This is a genomic window from Ereboglobus sp. PH5-5, assembly GCF_029504805.1.
Taxonomy (GTDB): Bacteria; Verrucomicrobiota; Verrucomicrobiia; order Opitutales; family Opitutaceae; genus Ereboglobus.
In genome coordinates this window covers 210,686-225,750 of record NZ_JAQFIT010000004.1, presented here as the reverse complement: position 1 = coordinate 225,750, position 15,065 = coordinate 210,686, and the positions used below count along the sequence as shown (strand labels likewise).

Here is a 15,065-nt window from a genome sequence, read left to right as displayed (position 1 = left end):
GCGCGCCGCTTCCCCTATTTAATCGAGCCTCAACCCAAAACACGACATGCACACACATCATCCGACATTTCCGCGCGCGCGATTCCTTGCGCGCATCGTCGCCGCATTTCTCGTTCTGGCCGTTGGCACGGCCTTCGCGAAAGTCACGCACCCCGACATCAAGCCCGCCGCCGGCATCGACCTCTACGGCAGCATCCTCGACGAAACCGGCGCGCCCGTTGCCGGCGTTGTCGTGAGCGACGGCTTCCAATGCGTCGCCACCGACGCCAAGGGCGTTTACCAGATGAAGCGCAACCCAAAGGCGCGCATGGTGTATTATTCGACGCCCTCGGAATACGCGATCAACACGCAGGCCACCTCCGTCAAAAAAGGCAAGGGCACCTCGGCGGTGTTTTACGCGAAACTGGACAAGCGCGGAAAACAGAAACGCTTTAACTTCGACCTCAGGAAACTCCCCGCGCCCGAGAAGCTGTTCACGCTCATCTGCGTCGGCGACCCGCAGACGACGGACGACAACAACATCGTGCGCTACCGAAACGAGACCGTCGTCGATCTCTTCATGTTTAACAAAACATCCAAGCTGCCCTGCTACGCGATTCTGCTCGGCGACATTTGCGGCGACTCCCCGCAATATCATCGCACCATGCGCGAATACACCGGCCTCACCGAAATACCTTATTTCGCCGTCATCGGAAACCACGACCACGAGCAGGCCATCACCGACGATTACAAATCCGCGGCGCCTTTCGAGGATGTTTTCGGCCCGGTCAACTTCTCCTTCAACCGAGGCGACGTCCACATCATCGGCATGGACGACATTCTTTACAACGGCAGGACTGATTATAAAAGCGGCTTCACCGAGGACCAGGTCGAATGGCTGCGCCAGGACCTGAGCTTTGTGCCGAAAGACAAAATCATCGTCCTCGCCTACCACGCTCCGCTTTACGAGAGCGACGCGCAGAATCGGGTAAAGTTGATGAAGCTCTTTGAAGGCTACGCCGACGTCCACCTCATGGCGGGGCACACGCACGACCACCGAAACTACATCGTCAAAAAACCGATCGAAGCCTACGAGCACATCCACGGCACCGCCTGCGGCGCATGGTGGCGCTCGACACTCAACAAGGACGGCGCGCCAAACGGCTACGGCGTCTACACCTTCAACGGAAACAAGGTCGCGGACTGGTATTTCAAGGCCACCGGTTACGGACGCGGCTACCAGATGCGGATGTATCCCGGAGACATGGACTTTGGCGGCGGATTCTCCTACAAACAGGGGCCGAACGACGTCGTCGTCGATGTATGGAACGCCGACCCCGACTGGAAAGTCATCGCCTACGAAAACGGCGTCGAGGTTGGCCCGCTGCGGAAACTTCCCCGCATGGTCGATGCTTACGCCGCCGGTTATCACGTGGGCCAGCTCGGGGCAAAGCGCGAAAACTACGCCACAAAAGCGAACCAGCACCTCTACGTGCACACGAAAAACAATCCCGACGCCCGCGTCGAAATCCGCGCGACCGACCGCTTCGGCGTCACCTACGTCGTGCGCGAAATGACCACCGACCTCTCCCGCGCCGGAAAATATCCGCGCTAACGCGCGCGCCGCTTCTCCTATTTAATCGAGCCTCAACCCAAAACACGACATGCACACACATCATCCGACATTTCCGCGCGCGCGATTCCTTGCGCGCATCGTCGCCGCATTTCTCGTTCTGGCCGTTGGCACGGTCTTCGCGAGCGCAAAGCATCCCGACATCAAGCCCGACGCGGGCATGGATCTTTACGGCAGCATCATCGACGAAACCGGCGCGCCAGTTGTCGGCGTTGTCGTGAGCGACGGATTCCAGTGCGTGGCCACGGACGCCCGGGGCGTTTACCAGATGAAGCGCAACCCGAAGGCGCGCATGGTGTATTACTCGACGCCCTCGGAATACGAAATTCACACGCAGGCCACAGCCGTTAAAAAAGGCAAGGGCTCCTCGGCGGTGTTTCATGCAAAACTCGACAGGCGCGGAAAACAAAAACGCTTTAACTTTGACCTCAAGAAACTCCCCGCGCCGGAAAAGCTGTTCACGCTCATCTGCGTGGGTGATCCGCAGACCTCGAACGACACCAACATCGAGCGCTACAAAAACGAGACCGTCGCCGACCTCTTCATGTTTAAAAAGACCTCCAAGCTGCCCTGCTACGCGATTCTGCTCGGCGATGTTTGCAGCGACGCCCCGGAATACCATCGCACCATGCGCGACTACACCGGCCTCTCGCAAGTCCCCTTCTTCGCGGCCATCGGAAACCACGACCACGACCAGGCGATCACCGACGACCATAAATCCACCGAGGGTTTCGAGTCGGTTTTCGGCCCGGTAAACTTCACCTTCAACCGCGGCGACGTGCACATTATCGGCATGGACGACATCCTCTACAACGGCAGGCAGGACTACAAAAGCGGCTTCACCGACGAGCAGGTCGAATGGCTGCGCCAGGACCTGAGTTTTGTCCCCAAGGACAAAATCATCGTCCTCGCCTATCACGCCCCGCTCTACGAGGGCGAGGCCCAGAATCGCGCGAAGTTGATGAAACTTTTTGAGGGCTACGCCGAGGTTCATCTCATGGCCGGCCACACACACAATCACCGAAACTTTATCGTCAAAAAACCGATCAAGGCCTACGAGCACATCCATGCCACCGCCTGCGGCGCGTGGTGGAAGTCGATCCTCAACAACGACGGTGCGCCAAACGGCTACGGCGTCTACACCTTCAACGGCAACAAGGTCGCCGACTGGTATTTCAAGGCCACCGGCTACGGGCGCGGTTATCAAATGCGGCTGTATCCCGGCAACGCGAGCTTCGGTGGATTGTCCGGAAAATACACTTACAAACAAGGTCCGAACGACATCGTCGTCGATGTTTGGAATGCCGACGACGATTGGAAAATCATCGCCTACGAAAACGGCGTCGCGGTCGGCCCGGTGCGAAAACTTTCCCGGATGATCGACGCCTACTCGGTCGGCTATCATGTGGGCTCGCTCGGAATGACGGGCTCGCACTACGGCCAAAATGGCGAGGGATCGAACACGCACCTCTACGTGCACACAAAGAGAGACCCCAACGCCCGCGTCGAAATCCGCGCGACAGACCGTTTCGGAATCACCTACGTCGGGCGCGAGCTCACCACCGACCTCTCCCGCGCCGGAGAGTATCCGCGCTAAGCATTCACGCTCCCGAATCGACTCACCCGCCTCCCCGCCATGTCACTCCCAAAAAAAACACGCACCACGCGCCGCGATTTTCTCAAAGGCGCGTCCGCCACCGGCCTCCTCCTCGCGATGCCCTCCGGAATCCTCGGCGCGGCTCCCGCCGTCCTGAAACCGCCCCCGCCCGTCGCGTCCAAGCCCCGCCGTCCGCGCAAGGGCATGCGCACGCATGCGAACAGCCCGGTGGTCATACGCCGCGAGCTCTCCGCCGACCTTGTCGTTGTCGGCGGCGGACTCTCCGGCGTGTGCGCGGCCATCGCGGCGGCGCGGCACGGCGCGTCGGTCGTGTTGATGCAGGACCGCCCCATGCTCGGCGGCAACGCCTCCAGCGAAATCCGCATGGGCATCATGGGCGCGCACGGCCACAACAACAAGGAAACCGGAATCCTTGAGGAGTTGCAGCTTGAGAACATTTATCGAAACCCGCTGATGCGCTACACGCTCTGGGACGACATCATGCTCTCCGCCGTCCTCGCCGAAAAAATCACACTGCTGCTCAACACGAGCGTCCACTCGGTCGAGACGCGGAACAATGTTATCAAAAGCGTCACAGGCTGGAATCTTCACGAGTATTGCGAATACACCGTGAGCGGGCGCGTGTTTGCGGACTGCTCGGGCGACAGCGTCCTGCGGCTCTCCGGCGCGGAGTTTCGCACGGGGCGCGAGGCGACGGACGAATTCGACGAGAGCTTTGCGCAGCCCCGGGCCGACGCGCACACAATGGGCAACTCCATCCTCATGCAGTTGCGCGAATGCAAGGAGCACCGCCCCTTCATCCCGCCGGCATGGGCGCATCGCTACACCGACGCAAACGCCCCGAAACACCGCAAGCTGCGCGCCGATGACAATAACTTTTGGTTCATCGAATACGGCGGATTGATCGACACCATCGGCGACGCCAACGAAATCCAATTCGAACTCAAGCGCGTCGTCCACGGCCTCTGGGCCTACATGAAAAACCACCCCGACGGGCGCTGCAAAAATTACGAGATGGACTGGGTCGGCTCGCTTCCCGGCAAACGCGAGAGCGCGCGCCTCGTCGGCGATGTCATCCTCAACCAGCGCCACGTCATGGACGCCGGGCGCTTCCCCGACAGCGTCGCCCACGGCGGCTGGGTGCTCGACGACCATCATCCCGGCGGCATTCATCACGACGGCGAACCGTCCAAGTTCGACTACCCGCCCGTGCCCTTCGGCATTCCCTACCGCAGCCTGTATTCCAAAAACATCGACAACCTGTTTTTCGCGGGAAGAAACGTCTCCTGCACGCACGCCGCGCTGAGCACGATACGCGTCATGGCCACCTGCGCCGTCATGGGCCAGGCCGTCGGCACCGCCGCGGCGCTGACGCGAAAACACGGCTGCATGCCGCGCGACATTTATAAAAACCACATCGCCGAACTGCAGGCGACCCTCCTCGACGACGACCAGATGATTCCGCACCTGCGCCGCAAAGTCGCCCCGCTGACCTTGCAAGCGACGGCGCAATTCGAGGCGCTGCGCGCCGGGCACGACCGCAACATTGAAAAAGGCGAGTGGGGCACCGGGGCCGGCAGCGGCACCGGCGGCACCAAATACAAGTGGCAGGACAAGCAAATCGAGACCGGCGTCTGGCTCAAGCAAGGCGAGACCGCCCGCTACGAATGGCCCGCGTCCGTGAGGATATCCTCCGCCCGCGCCGTGTTCGACACCGAGCTTTCCTTCCGCGGCAAACGCATGCGAAAACTGGAGGGGACGACCGATTACAAGGAACTGCCCGCGATGCTCGCCAGGGAGTTCGCGCTCGAAATCCTCAAGGACGGCCAATGGGTGGAAGTCGCCCGCGAAAAGGACAACCGTCGGCGCTTCTGGCGCGTGAAATTCCCCGCGGTCAACGGCACCGCCGCCCGCCTGAAAATCATCTCCACCTGGGGCGCGAAAACCGACGCGCACGTCTTCAGCTTCGAGGTTGCGTGATTATGAAAACCGCGCGCGCGCATGAAACAACCAATGTAGGGGCGCACCTTGCGTGCGCCCTCGCGTCCGCCCGCTTTGGGGCTTCGTGCGCAAGCAGTCTTTCGCAAACGAGGGCGCGCGCAAGGCGCGCCCCCACAAACCCATTCCCCCAATGAAACCCAACGCCAAAAACACACTGCTTCCCCGCGTTCTCGCCCTTCTCGTTTTTGCCGTCGCCGCCATCCCTTTCGCGCGCGCCGAGTCCGTCAAGGTCGGCGACCCGCTGCCGCCGTGGAGCGAAGGCTGCCTCGACATCCACCACATCAACACCGGACGCGGCGAATCCTCGTTTATCATCATGCCCGACGGCACGACGATGCTCGTGGACGCCGGCGCCGTCGCCGAGAAACCGCGCTGGAGCCCCGAGGCTCGTCCCGACGCCTCGCGCGCACCCGGCGAGTGGATCGCCCGCTACATCGCGCGCGCCATGCGCGCGACCCCGAAAAAAACCGTCAGCTACGCGATGCTTTCGCACTTCCACATCGACCACATGGGCGCGCTGTCAAAAAACACGCCCGACTCGCGCACCGGCCCCTACAAGGCCAGCGGCATCACCGAGGTCGCGGACTTCGTTCCCTTTGAAAAAATCATCGACCGCGCATGGCCCGACTACAAGGGGCGCGGCGGCCCGTGGAATGACGCGAAGATGAAAAACTACCGCAAATTTGTGGACTGGCAGATTGCGAACAAGGGCATGAAGGCGGAGCGTTTCAAGGTCGGCGTCAACAACCAGATCACCCTCGTCAACAACCCCGCGAACTATCCCAACTTCGAAATCCGCAACCTCTCCAACGACGGCATTGTCTGGACGGGCACGGGCGCGGAAACGCGCGACGCCCTCGGTGAGCACACGACCAGCGGAAACAAATGCAGCATCGCCTTTCGCCTGGCCTACGGAAAGTTCAAGTATTTCAGCGGCGGCGACCTCGATTGCAGGGGCGTGGAAACCGGCGGCGTCAACATCGAGGCGGAAGTCGCCAGGGCCTCAGGCCGCGTGGATGTCATCAAGGCAAACCATCACGGCAATTACGACGCCAACGGCCCCGACTTCATGCGCGCCCTCAGCCCTCGGGTGGTAATCATCGACACCCTCGGCGCCAGCCAGCCGTCCATGAACGTGTGGCGCCGCCTGCGCGACAAGGCTCTCTTTCCCGAACGCCCGGATGTCTTTGCGACAAATCTCATGGAGGCGACCGCGCTGGCCATGAACGAAAAGCCCGAAAAGGTAAGCATCCACAGCCATGTCGTCGTCCGCGTCAGCCCCGGCGGCGAAAAATATTTTGTTTATCGCGTGACCGACACCGACGAGAGCGGCCGCGTCCAGTCCGTCCACGGCCCCTATCACTCACGATAGAAAATAGCATCACACTGGTATCACCACATTCCCCAAAACCATGAAGACACTGTTGCGCAGCATCATCACCCTTTTAGTTTTCGCAGCCTGTTTTTCCCCCGCCCGCGCCGACGCCGTCAAGGCCGGCGACACGCTGCCGCCGTGGAGCGAGGGCTGCCTCGACATCCACCACATCAACACCGGACGCGGCGAGTCGTCGTTTATCATCATGCCCGACGGCACGACGCTGCTCGTGGATGCCGGCGTGAGCAACGCGAAGAAACCCTACATCATCGGCACGCTGCCCGACGAGACGCGCGAGCCCGGCGAGTGGATCGCGCGCTACATCAAGCGGGCGGGCGCGGGCACGCCGTCGCGCGCGCTCAATTACATGCTCGTCACGCATTTTCACTCCGACCACTTGGGCGACCCGTCGAAGAACTCAAAAATCACCGAGCCCGGCGGCTACAAACTCGCCGGCGTCACCGAGGTCGCCGAGCATGTGGCGATCGAAAAAATTATCGACCGCGGCTGGCCCGAATACGATTTCCCCGCGCCACAGAAAGGCGCGCCGGGCGCGATGGTCGCCAACTACCGCAAGTTCCTTGACTGGCAGATAGCGAACAAGGGCGTGAAAGTGGAGCGCTTCAACGCCGGCGTGACCGACCAGCTCGCGCCGCGCCACAATCCATCGAAATACCCGAACTTCGAGATCCGCAACCTCGCCGTCAACGGCGTCGTCTGGACGGGCGTCGGCACAAACACGCGCAACCATTTTCCCGACCCGAAGGACGTGGCGAAGGGCGCGATCATCGAGAACAATTGCAGCGCCGCCTTCCGCCTTTCCTACGGCGCGTTTGATTATTTTTCCGGGGGCGATCTCAGCGTGCTCGACTTGGAAACCGCCTCGACCGCCGAGCAGTGGATCGACATCGAGCGTCCCGTCGCGCTCGTCACCGGTCCCGTCGATGTGATGAAGGCCAACCACCACGCCTACCGCGATTCGAACAGCCCGTTCTTCCTCGGCGTGCTGCGCCCGCGCGTGGTCGTCATCCCCATCTGGAACGTCGCGCAGCCGTCCATCAACACCTACCGCCGAATGCAGTCAAAGAAGACGTGGCCCGGCGCGCGCGACTTGTTTCTCCTCAGTCAGCCCGAGGCCGCTCAACTTGCCACGCGCCTCGACAAAAAAGGCCCGCCCCCCGGCCACGTCGTCATTCGCGTGAAACCGGGCGGCGCCGAATACAGCGTTTATGTCATCGAGGAAACCAACGAGAGCGGCCGCGTGAAATCCGTCCACGGCCCTTACAAATCACGATAATTATTAGGGAGTGCATAGTAATACCGACATGAAAACACGGAATTGCCGTTTTCCCATCCCCAACGGGGATGCATCCATTAGCCCGGGGTTGGCGCGAGCTGCGAGCGCCTACCCCGGGTGCCATGAAAAAGAACCCACAACCCTGAAGGGGTTGCACCCTCTGAAAACGCATGCCGGACACACAGGCCACAACCCCGTTGGGGTTGTTTGTTGTGTTCGTTATTCCCAGGGTAGCTCGCGAAGCTCGCAACCCTGGGCTAATGGACAGAAGCCCGTTGGGCTTCATTCAATGTCCCTTTTATTTCACACGCCTTAATTAAAACAAAAATTTCATCCCCAAAAAAATCATGAGAACACTCACCCGCAGCATCATCGCGCTTTTCACTTTTGCCGCCGTCTCAATCCCTTCCGCGCGCGCCGACGCCGTCAAGGCTGGCGACACGCTTCCCTTGTGGAGCGAGGGCTGCCTCGACATCCACCACATCAACACCGGCAAGGGCGAGTCGTCGCTCATCATCATGCCCGACGGCACGACGATGCTTGTGGACGCCGGCGACATCGCCGCCAAGGGCGGCAGCCTCCTCGACGCGCTGCCCGATGACTCGCGCCTGCCGGGCGAGTGGATCGCCCGCTACATCAGCCGCGCGACCGCCGGCACGCCGGGCCGCGCGCTCAATTACGTGCTGCTCACCCATTTTCATTCCGACCACATGGGCAAACTGACGAAAACCTCCAGGGATTCGTCCGCCGGGGACTACAAACTCGCCGGGCTCACCGAGGTTGCCGAGCATGTCGCGTTTGAAAAAATCATCGACCGCGGCTGGCCCGATTACAATTTCCCCGAGCCGCTCAAGGGCGCGATGATGGCAAACTACCGCAAGTTCGTGGACTGGCAGATCGCGAACAAGGGCGCGAAAGCGGAGCGCTTCAACGTCGGCGTGAAAGACCAGATTGTGTTGCGCAAGAATCCCGCGAAATATCCCAGCTTTGAAATCCGCAACATCGCGGCCAACGGCGTTGTCTGGACGGGCGCGGGCACGAACACGCGCAATCATTTTCCCGACCCGAAGGACGTGGCTAAGGGCGCAATCATTGAAAACAATTGCAGCATCGCCTTCCGTCTTTCCTACGGGGAGTTCGACTATTTTTCAGGCGGCGACCTCAGCGTGGCCGGAATGGAATTTCCCTCAAGCGCCGAGCCGTGGCTGGATATTGAGCGTCCGGTCGCGCTTGTCACCGGCCCCGTCGATGTGATGAAAGCCGGCCACCACGGCTACCGCGACGCGGGCAGCGCGTTCTTCCTCGGCACGCTGCGCCCCCGGGTTATCGTCATTGATACGTGGCACATCGCCCAGCCGTCCATCAACATCTACCGCCTCATGAAGTCCGGAAAAACCTGGCCCGGCCCGCGCGATATTTTCATCACCAACCAGCCCGAGGCCACCAGGCTGGTCACGCAAATTGACAAAAAAGGCCCGCCCCCCGGCCACATAGTCATCCGCGTGAAACCGGGCGGCGACGAGTATTACGTTTATGTCCTCGAGGAAACCAACGAGAGCGGCCGCGTGAAATCCGTCCACGGCCCCTACAAATCACGGTAAAAATCCCAAATTACAAAATCACAAATCCCAAAAAAATCCCGAAAATCCAAATGACAAAATCTCAAAAAATACAAGCAGCATACGATGCCGGACGTAACGCAGACTGCCAAGTCTGCCTGACGAGGCGCAGCCTCGCCCTTTGGAATTTCGTGATTTCGAAATTTGGGATTTTTTTGGGATTTGTGATTTTGGGATTTGGGATTTCCCCCGCTCGCGCGACGGACGCCAAGGTTGGCGACCAACTGCCGTTGTGGAGCGAGGGTCATCTCGACATCCACTTCATCAACATCGGCTCGGGTGAATCGTCGCTCATCATCATGCCCGACGGCACGACGCTGCTCGTGGACGCCGGCGACCACGGCAACAAGGACGCCTACCATCTCGCCACGCTGCCCGACGGCACGCGCCAGGCGGGCGAGTGGATCGCGCGCTACGTCAAGCGCGCGACGAAGAACGCGCCGGGCGACGCGCTCAATTACGTGCTGGTTTCGCACCTGCACGGCGACCATCTCGGAAGCCCAAAAAAACACACGCCGCTTGCCGCCTCCGGCGCCTACAAGCGCATCGGCCTCACCGAGCTTGCGGAGCATGTTTCGTTTGAAAAAATACTCGACCGCGGCTGGCCCGATTACGATTTCCCCGCGCCGGTGAAAACCGGCGTGGTCACAAACTACCGCAAGTTCCTCGACTGGCAGATTGCAAACAAGGGCGTGAAGGCCGAGCGCTTCAACGTCGGCGTGAACGACCAGCTCGTGATGCGCAACAACCCCGCGAAATATCCGAACTTCGAGATTCGCAACCTTGCCTCCAACGGCGTTGTCTGGACGGGCGTCGGCGCGAATACGCGCAACCATTTGCCCGATCCGAAGGACGTGGCAAAGGGCGCGATTATCGAGAACAATTGCAGCATCGCATTTCGCCTGTCCTATGGCGCGTTTGATTATTTTTCCGGCGGCGATCTCAGCGTGAATGGAACCGACACCGGCTCGGTCGGCGACATGTGGAAGGACATCGAGCGGCCCGTCGCGCTCGTCACCGGACCGGTTGATGTGATGAAGGCCAACCACCACGCCTATTACGACGCGAACAGCGCGTTTTTCCTCAAGTCGCTGCGCCCGCGAGTGATCGTCGTGGCCACTTGGTTCACCTCTCATGTGGATCTCGGCACCTACCGCCGGATGCAGTCCAAGGCGATCTGGCCCGGCGCGCGCGACATCTTCATTACCAACCAGCCCGAGGCCATGAAACTGGCCTCGCGCCTCGACCCGAAAGGCCCGCCCCCGGGGCATGTCGTCATTCGCGTGAAGCCGGGCGGCGACGAGTATTATGTTTATGTCCTTGAGGAAACCAACGAAAGCGGCCGCGTGAAATCCGTCCGCGGCCCCTACAAATCGCGCTAAGGAAAAAATAAAATTTCATACCCAAAAAAGATCATGAAAACATTTACCCGCAGCATCGTCGCGCTCCTCGTTTTTTCCGCCGCCATCATCCCCGCCGCCCGCGCGGCGGACGCCAAGGTTGGCGACCAACTGCCCTTGTGGAGCGAGGGCCATCTCGACATCCACTACATCAACATCGGCGCCGGCGAGTCGTCACTCATCATCATGCCCGACGGCACGACGCTGCTCGTGGACGCCGGCGACCATGGCAACCCGGACGCCAACCGCCTCGCCACGCTGCCCGACGGCACGCGCCAGGCGGGCGAGTGGATCGCGCGCTACGTCAAGCGCGCGACGAAGAATGCGCCGGGCGACGCGCTCAATTACGTGCTGGTTTCGCACCTGCACGGCGACCACATCGGAAGCCCCAAAAAACACACGCCGCTTGCCGCCTCCGGCGCCTACAAGCGCATCGGCCTCACCGAGCTTGCCGAGCATGTTTCGTTTGAAAAAATACTCGACCGCGGCTGGCCCGATTACGACTTTCCCGCGCCGCAAAAAGGCGCCGTGGTCGCCAACTACCGAAAATTCCTGGACTGGCAAATTGCGAACAAAGGCGTGAAGGCCGAGCGCTTCAACGCCGGCGTGAATGACCAGCTCGTGATGCGCAACAACCCCGCGAAGTATCCGAACTTCGAGATACGCAACCTCGCCGCCAACGGCGTTGTCTGGACGGGTTTCGGCTCGGACACGCAAAACCATTTCCCCGATCCGAAGGACGTGCCGCCGGGCGCGATTATCGAGAACGCGTGCAGCATCGCCTTTCGTTTGTCCTACGGCGCGTTCGACTATTTTTCCGGCGGCGACCTCAGCGTGAACGGAACGGACACCGCCTCGGAAGCCGACCGCTGGAAGGACATCGAGCGGCCCGTCGCGCTCGTCACCGGCCCCGTCGATGTGATGAAGGCCAACCATCACGCCTACTACGATGCGAACAGCGCGTTTTTCCTCGGCTCGCTGCGTCCGAGGGTGATTGTCGTGGCCACATGGTTCACCTCGCATGTGGCTCTCGGCACCTATCGCCGTATGCAGTCCAAGGCGATCTGGCCCGGCGCGCGCGATATTTTTATCACCAACCAGCCGGAGGCCATGCAACTGTCCAAGCGGCTTGACCCGAAAGTGCCGCCTCCCGGCCATGTCGTCATCCGCGTCAAGCCGGGCGGGGCCGAGTATAACGTGTATGTTCTCGACGAGACCAACGAGAGCGGCCGCGTGAAGGCCGTTTACGGCCCCTACAAATCGCGCTGAGAAACAAACACCGCACCGGCATGAAATTTCAAAACGAGCGCGTCCGCATTTTCCCCGTAGGGGCGCACCTTGCGTGCGCCCTCGCGTCCGCCCGCTTTGTGAATGCGTTTGCAAACAGTCTTTCGCAAACGAGGGCGCACGCAAGGTGCGCCCCTACAATTCCAATTCCGCAAATTTTATTATACTTCCCATGACACCCAATGTTGAAAATGCACTAAAGGCCGCAACCGACACCAAGGCGCTCTTGGTCGGGCGCGGTGTTCTGCGCGAGGCCGCGCCGCTGTTCAAGGAACAGTTCGGCGACAAACGCGCGCTCATTGTCGCAGACACCACCACGTTCGGCATCGCCGGGCGCGATGTGTCGGAATTTTTGCGCCAGGGCGGCGTGCCGCAGGACGAGGCGTTTGTGTTTTCCGAACCGGAACTGCACGCCGAATACCGTCACGTCGAGGCGCTCGCGGAGCGCCTGCGCGCCACCGACGCGATTCCCGTCGCCGTCGGCTCCGGCACCGTGAACGACCTTTGCAAACTCGCCGCGCACCTCGTGGAGCGGCCCTACATGATCGTCGGCACCGCCGCCTCGATGGACGGCTACACCTCGTTCGGCGCGTCCATCACCGCCGACGGCGCGAAGCAAACCTTCAACTGCCCCGCGCCGCGCGCCGTGCTCGCCGACCTCGACATTTTTGCGCGCGCGCCGGCTGACATGACCGCCGCCGGATACGCCGATTTGTTTTCAAAAGTCACCGCCGGCGGCGACTGGCTCGTGGCCGACATGCTCGCCGTGGAGCCGATCATTCCGCGCGCGTGGGACATCGTGCAGGGCGGCCTCGCCGACGCGCTCGGCGATCCCGCCGGCGTGCGCTCGGGCGATGCCGTCGCTCTCGGAAAACTCGTCGAGGGCTTGATGCTTGCCGGCTTCGCCATGCAATACTCGCGCATCAGCCGTCCCGCGTCCGGCGCGGAGCATTACATCAGCCACCTCTGGGACATGGAGGGGCACCGTTATCGCGGCCACGGCGTGTCGCACGGTTTTCAAGTCGCCGTCGGCACCGTCGCCATCCTCGCGTTTTACGAGCAGCTCTTTAAGCACGATCTCGCCGCGCTCGACATCGAGCGCTGTTGCGCAGCGTGGCCGGAGCTCGCCAAGGTGGAGTCGGACGCGATGTCCGAGTTTGGCGGCACGGTGTTTCGCGACCGCGTGCTTTCCGAGAGCCGCGCGAAATACATCAACAAGGAGCAGCTCGCCGCCAAGCTCGCCCTGGTGAAACAAAACTGGGCCGCGCTCAAGCCGCGCCTGGAAAAACAACTGCTTCCCGTTGCCGAGGCGCAGCGCCTGCTGCGGCTTGCGGGCGCGCCCGCGGAGCCGGAGGATGTCGGCGCGAGCCGCGCGCAATTACGCCGCGCGCTGACCGTCGCCCCGATGTTGCGCAACCGCGTCACCGTGCTCGACCTCGCCCACTACACCGGGCTGTTCGACACCTGCATCGACGGCCTTTTCGGAAAGAGCGGGCGCTGGGAAATCTGACCCGCGCCGCGCCGCGTTTCGGGAAAATTAATCACACATTCGCACATTATTAAGGAGTGAAAAATAATACTGGCATGAAAACACGAAAAGGTCACCCGCCCATCCCCAACGGGGATGCGTCCCATAGCCCGGGGTTGGCGCGAGTTGCGAGCGCCTACCCCGGGTGCGATGAAAGGGAACGCACAACCCTGAAAGGGTTGCGTCCTCTGAAAACGCACGGCGGACAAACAGGCCACAACCCCGTTGGGGTTGTTTATTGTGTTTATCATTCCCAGGGTAGCTCGCCGCGCTCGCAACCCTGGGCCATGGGACGGAAGCCCGTTGGGCTTCATTCAACGGCCCTTTTATTTTGAGAAGATTTTCAACCCAAAAAACAACAAACACATCATGAAAACAAACCTCGTTACCACAATCCGTCGCCTGCTCGCGGGCGCCTTGTTCCTCGCCGCCGCGACCGCTTTTTGCGGAAACGCCACGCTCGAATATCCCTTTGTCGGCACCTACAAACGCGAGGCCGCGCAAGGCATGGCCATCCACAAGGACACCGCGTTCCTGTTCAACAACACGGGCATCTGCCGCATGTATAATCTCAAGACCGGCGAATTCATCACCTCGTTCGAACTCGACACGCTCGCGCCGGAAAACCATTCCAACTGCGCCGACTTTGGCGTGGAGTATCCCGCGGGCAACCACTCCTATCCGGCGATCTACGTTTCCGAGTGCTACGGAAAAAGGCGCTGCTTCGTGGAGAGCATCAACGCGTCCGGCGCGAAGTTGATACAAACCCTGGCGGTAAAAACCGGCGGCAAGGACGACCGTCCGTTTGACTGGTATGTGGATCGCGAGAAAAAATTCCTGTATTCAATCGCCATCGTCGCGGACGACAAAGGCATGAGGGAGTATCGTCTCTCAAAATACCGCCTGCCCGCGTTGAGCGCCGGTGATGTCAACTTCACCAAGGCCGACGTCATCGAGCAGTTCACCATCAAGTTCTCCCAGTTGAGCCAGGGCGGCACCATCCGCGGCGATTATCTCTACATGCCCGTCGGCCATCCGAAACCCTCCGACCCCAAGAAAGACCGGAAGGATCGCGGCCTGCTCGTCGTGAACCTGAAGACGAAACAAATCGAAAAAACGCTTGAGCTCAACCAGCTCGCCGTCGAGCCGGAGGACGTCGCGTTCCACGGCGACAAACTGCTGATGTATTGCGGCCAGTCCGGCGGCCTGTGGCACATCACGGGATTCTGATTCAGGTAGGGCGAACCCTCCGGGTGAGCCGGAATTGCGAACGGCTCACCCGGAGGGTTCGCCCTACCAAAGCCGCCCCACCAAAATCACAAAAACAA

General features: G+C 61.0%; 10 protein-coding genes. All 10 read left to right on the top strand.

Annotation, left to right across the window (positions count from 1 at the left end; all coding sequences use genetic code 11):
* Positions 1-46 precede the first annotated feature (46 nt).
* The 10 genes from M2103_RS04115 (at position 47) to M2103_RS04070 (ending at position 14,967) form a co-directional block, all read left to right on the top strand.
* Positions 47-1,594, top strand: a complete 1,548-nt coding sequence (locus M2103_RS04115) for a calcineurin-like phosphoesterase family protein (protein WP_277508920.1) — start codon at positions 47-49, stop codon at positions 1,592-1,594.
* 49 nt (positions 1,595-1,643) lie between these two features.
* The gene (locus M2103_RS04110) at positions 1,644-3,209 is read left to right on the top strand and encodes a calcineurin-like phosphoesterase family protein (RefSeq protein ID WP_277508919.1); all 1,566 of its coding nucleotides are present in this window, start codon (positions 1,644-1,646) and stop codon (positions 3,207-3,209) included.
* Between the two features lie 39 nt (positions 3,210-3,248).
* Complete coding sequence (locus tag M2103_RS04105; RefSeq protein WP_277508918.1) at positions 3,249-5,210, top strand: FAD-dependent oxidoreductase; 1,962 nt, start codon at positions 3,249-3,251, stop codon at positions 5,208-5,210.
* Between the two features lie 151 nt (positions 5,211-5,361).
* Positions 5,362-6,603: an MBL fold metallo-hydrolase gene (locus M2103_RS04100; protein ID WP_277508917.1), complete on the top strand. Its 1,242-nt coding sequence runs from the start codon at positions 5,362-5,364 to the stop codon at positions 6,601-6,603.
* 40 nt (positions 6,604-6,643) lie between these two features.
* The gene (locus M2103_RS04095) at positions 6,644-7,903 is read left to right on the top strand and encodes an MBL fold metallo-hydrolase (protein WP_277508916.1); all 1,260 of its coding nucleotides are present in this window, start codon (positions 6,644-6,646) and stop codon (positions 7,901-7,903) included.
* 347 nt (positions 7,904-8,250) lie between these two features.
* A complete protein-coding gene (locus M2103_RS04090; RefSeq protein ID WP_277508915.1) occupies positions 8,251-9,504 on the top strand; it encodes an MBL fold metallo-hydrolase in 1,254 nt (417 codons plus the stop codon).
* Positions 9,505-9,554: 50 nt separating this feature from the next.
* A complete protein-coding gene (locus tag M2103_RS04085; RefSeq protein ID WP_277508914.1) occupies positions 9,555-10,904 on the top strand; it encodes a hypothetical protein in 1,350 nt (449 codons plus the stop codon).
* A gap of 33 nt (positions 10,905-10,937) precedes the next feature.
* A complete protein-coding gene (locus M2103_RS04080; RefSeq protein WP_277508913.1) occupies positions 10,938-12,191 on the top strand; it encodes an MBL fold metallo-hydrolase in 1,254 nt (417 codons plus the stop codon).
* Positions 12,192-12,381: 190 nt separating this feature from the next.
* On the top strand, positions 12,382-13,719 hold the full coding sequence (locus M2103_RS04075; protein ID WP_277508912.1) for a sn-glycerol-1-phosphate dehydrogenase: 1,338 nt from the start codon (positions 12,382-12,384) through the stop codon (positions 13,717-13,719).
* A gap of 387 nt (positions 13,720-14,106) precedes the next feature.
* Positions 14,107-14,967: a hypothetical protein gene (locus M2103_RS04070; protein ID WP_277508910.1), complete on the top strand. Its 861-nt coding sequence runs from the start codon at positions 14,107-14,109 to the stop codon at positions 14,965-14,967.
* Positions 14,968-15,065 lie beyond the last annotated feature (98 nt).

Bases quoted from the DNA above. Each gene is read 5' to 3' on its own strand.
- M2103_RS04080 (WP_277508913.1), top strand. From the start codon at position 10,938: ATGAAAACATTTACCCGCAGCATCGTCGCGCTCCTCGTTTTTTCCGCC.
- M2103_RS04115 (WP_277508920.1), top strand. From the start codon at position 47: ATGCACACACATCATCCGACATTTCCGCGCGCGCGATTCCTTGCGCGC.
- M2103_RS04100 (WP_277508917.1), top strand. From the start codon at position 5,362: ATGAAACCCAACGCCAAAAACACACTGCTTCCCCGCGTTCTCGCCCTT.
- M2103_RS04110 (WP_277508919.1), top strand. From the start codon at position 1,644: ATGCACACACATCATCCGACATTTCCGCGCGCGCGATTCCTTGCGCGC.
- M2103_RS04075 (WP_277508912.1), top strand. From the start codon at position 12,382: ATGACACCCAATGTTGAAAATGCACTAAAGGCCGCAACCGACACCAAG.
- M2103_RS04090 (WP_277508915.1), top strand. From the start codon at position 8,251: ATGAGAACACTCACCCGCAGCATCATCGCGCTTTTCACTTTTGCCGCC.
- M2103_RS04095 (WP_277508916.1), top strand. From the start codon at position 6,644: ATGAAGACACTGTTGCGCAGCATCATCACCCTTTTAGTTTTCGCAGCC.
- M2103_RS04085 (WP_277508914.1), top strand. From the start codon at position 9,555: ATGACAAAATCTCAAAAAATACAAGCAGCATACGATGCCGGACGTAAC.
- M2103_RS04070 (WP_277508910.1), top strand. From the start codon at position 14,107: ATGAAAACAAACCTCGTTACCACAATCCGTCGCCTGCTCGCGGGCGCC.
- M2103_RS04105 (WP_277508918.1), top strand. From the start codon at position 3,249: ATGTCACTCCCAAAAAAAACACGCACCACGCGCCGCGATTTTCTCAAA.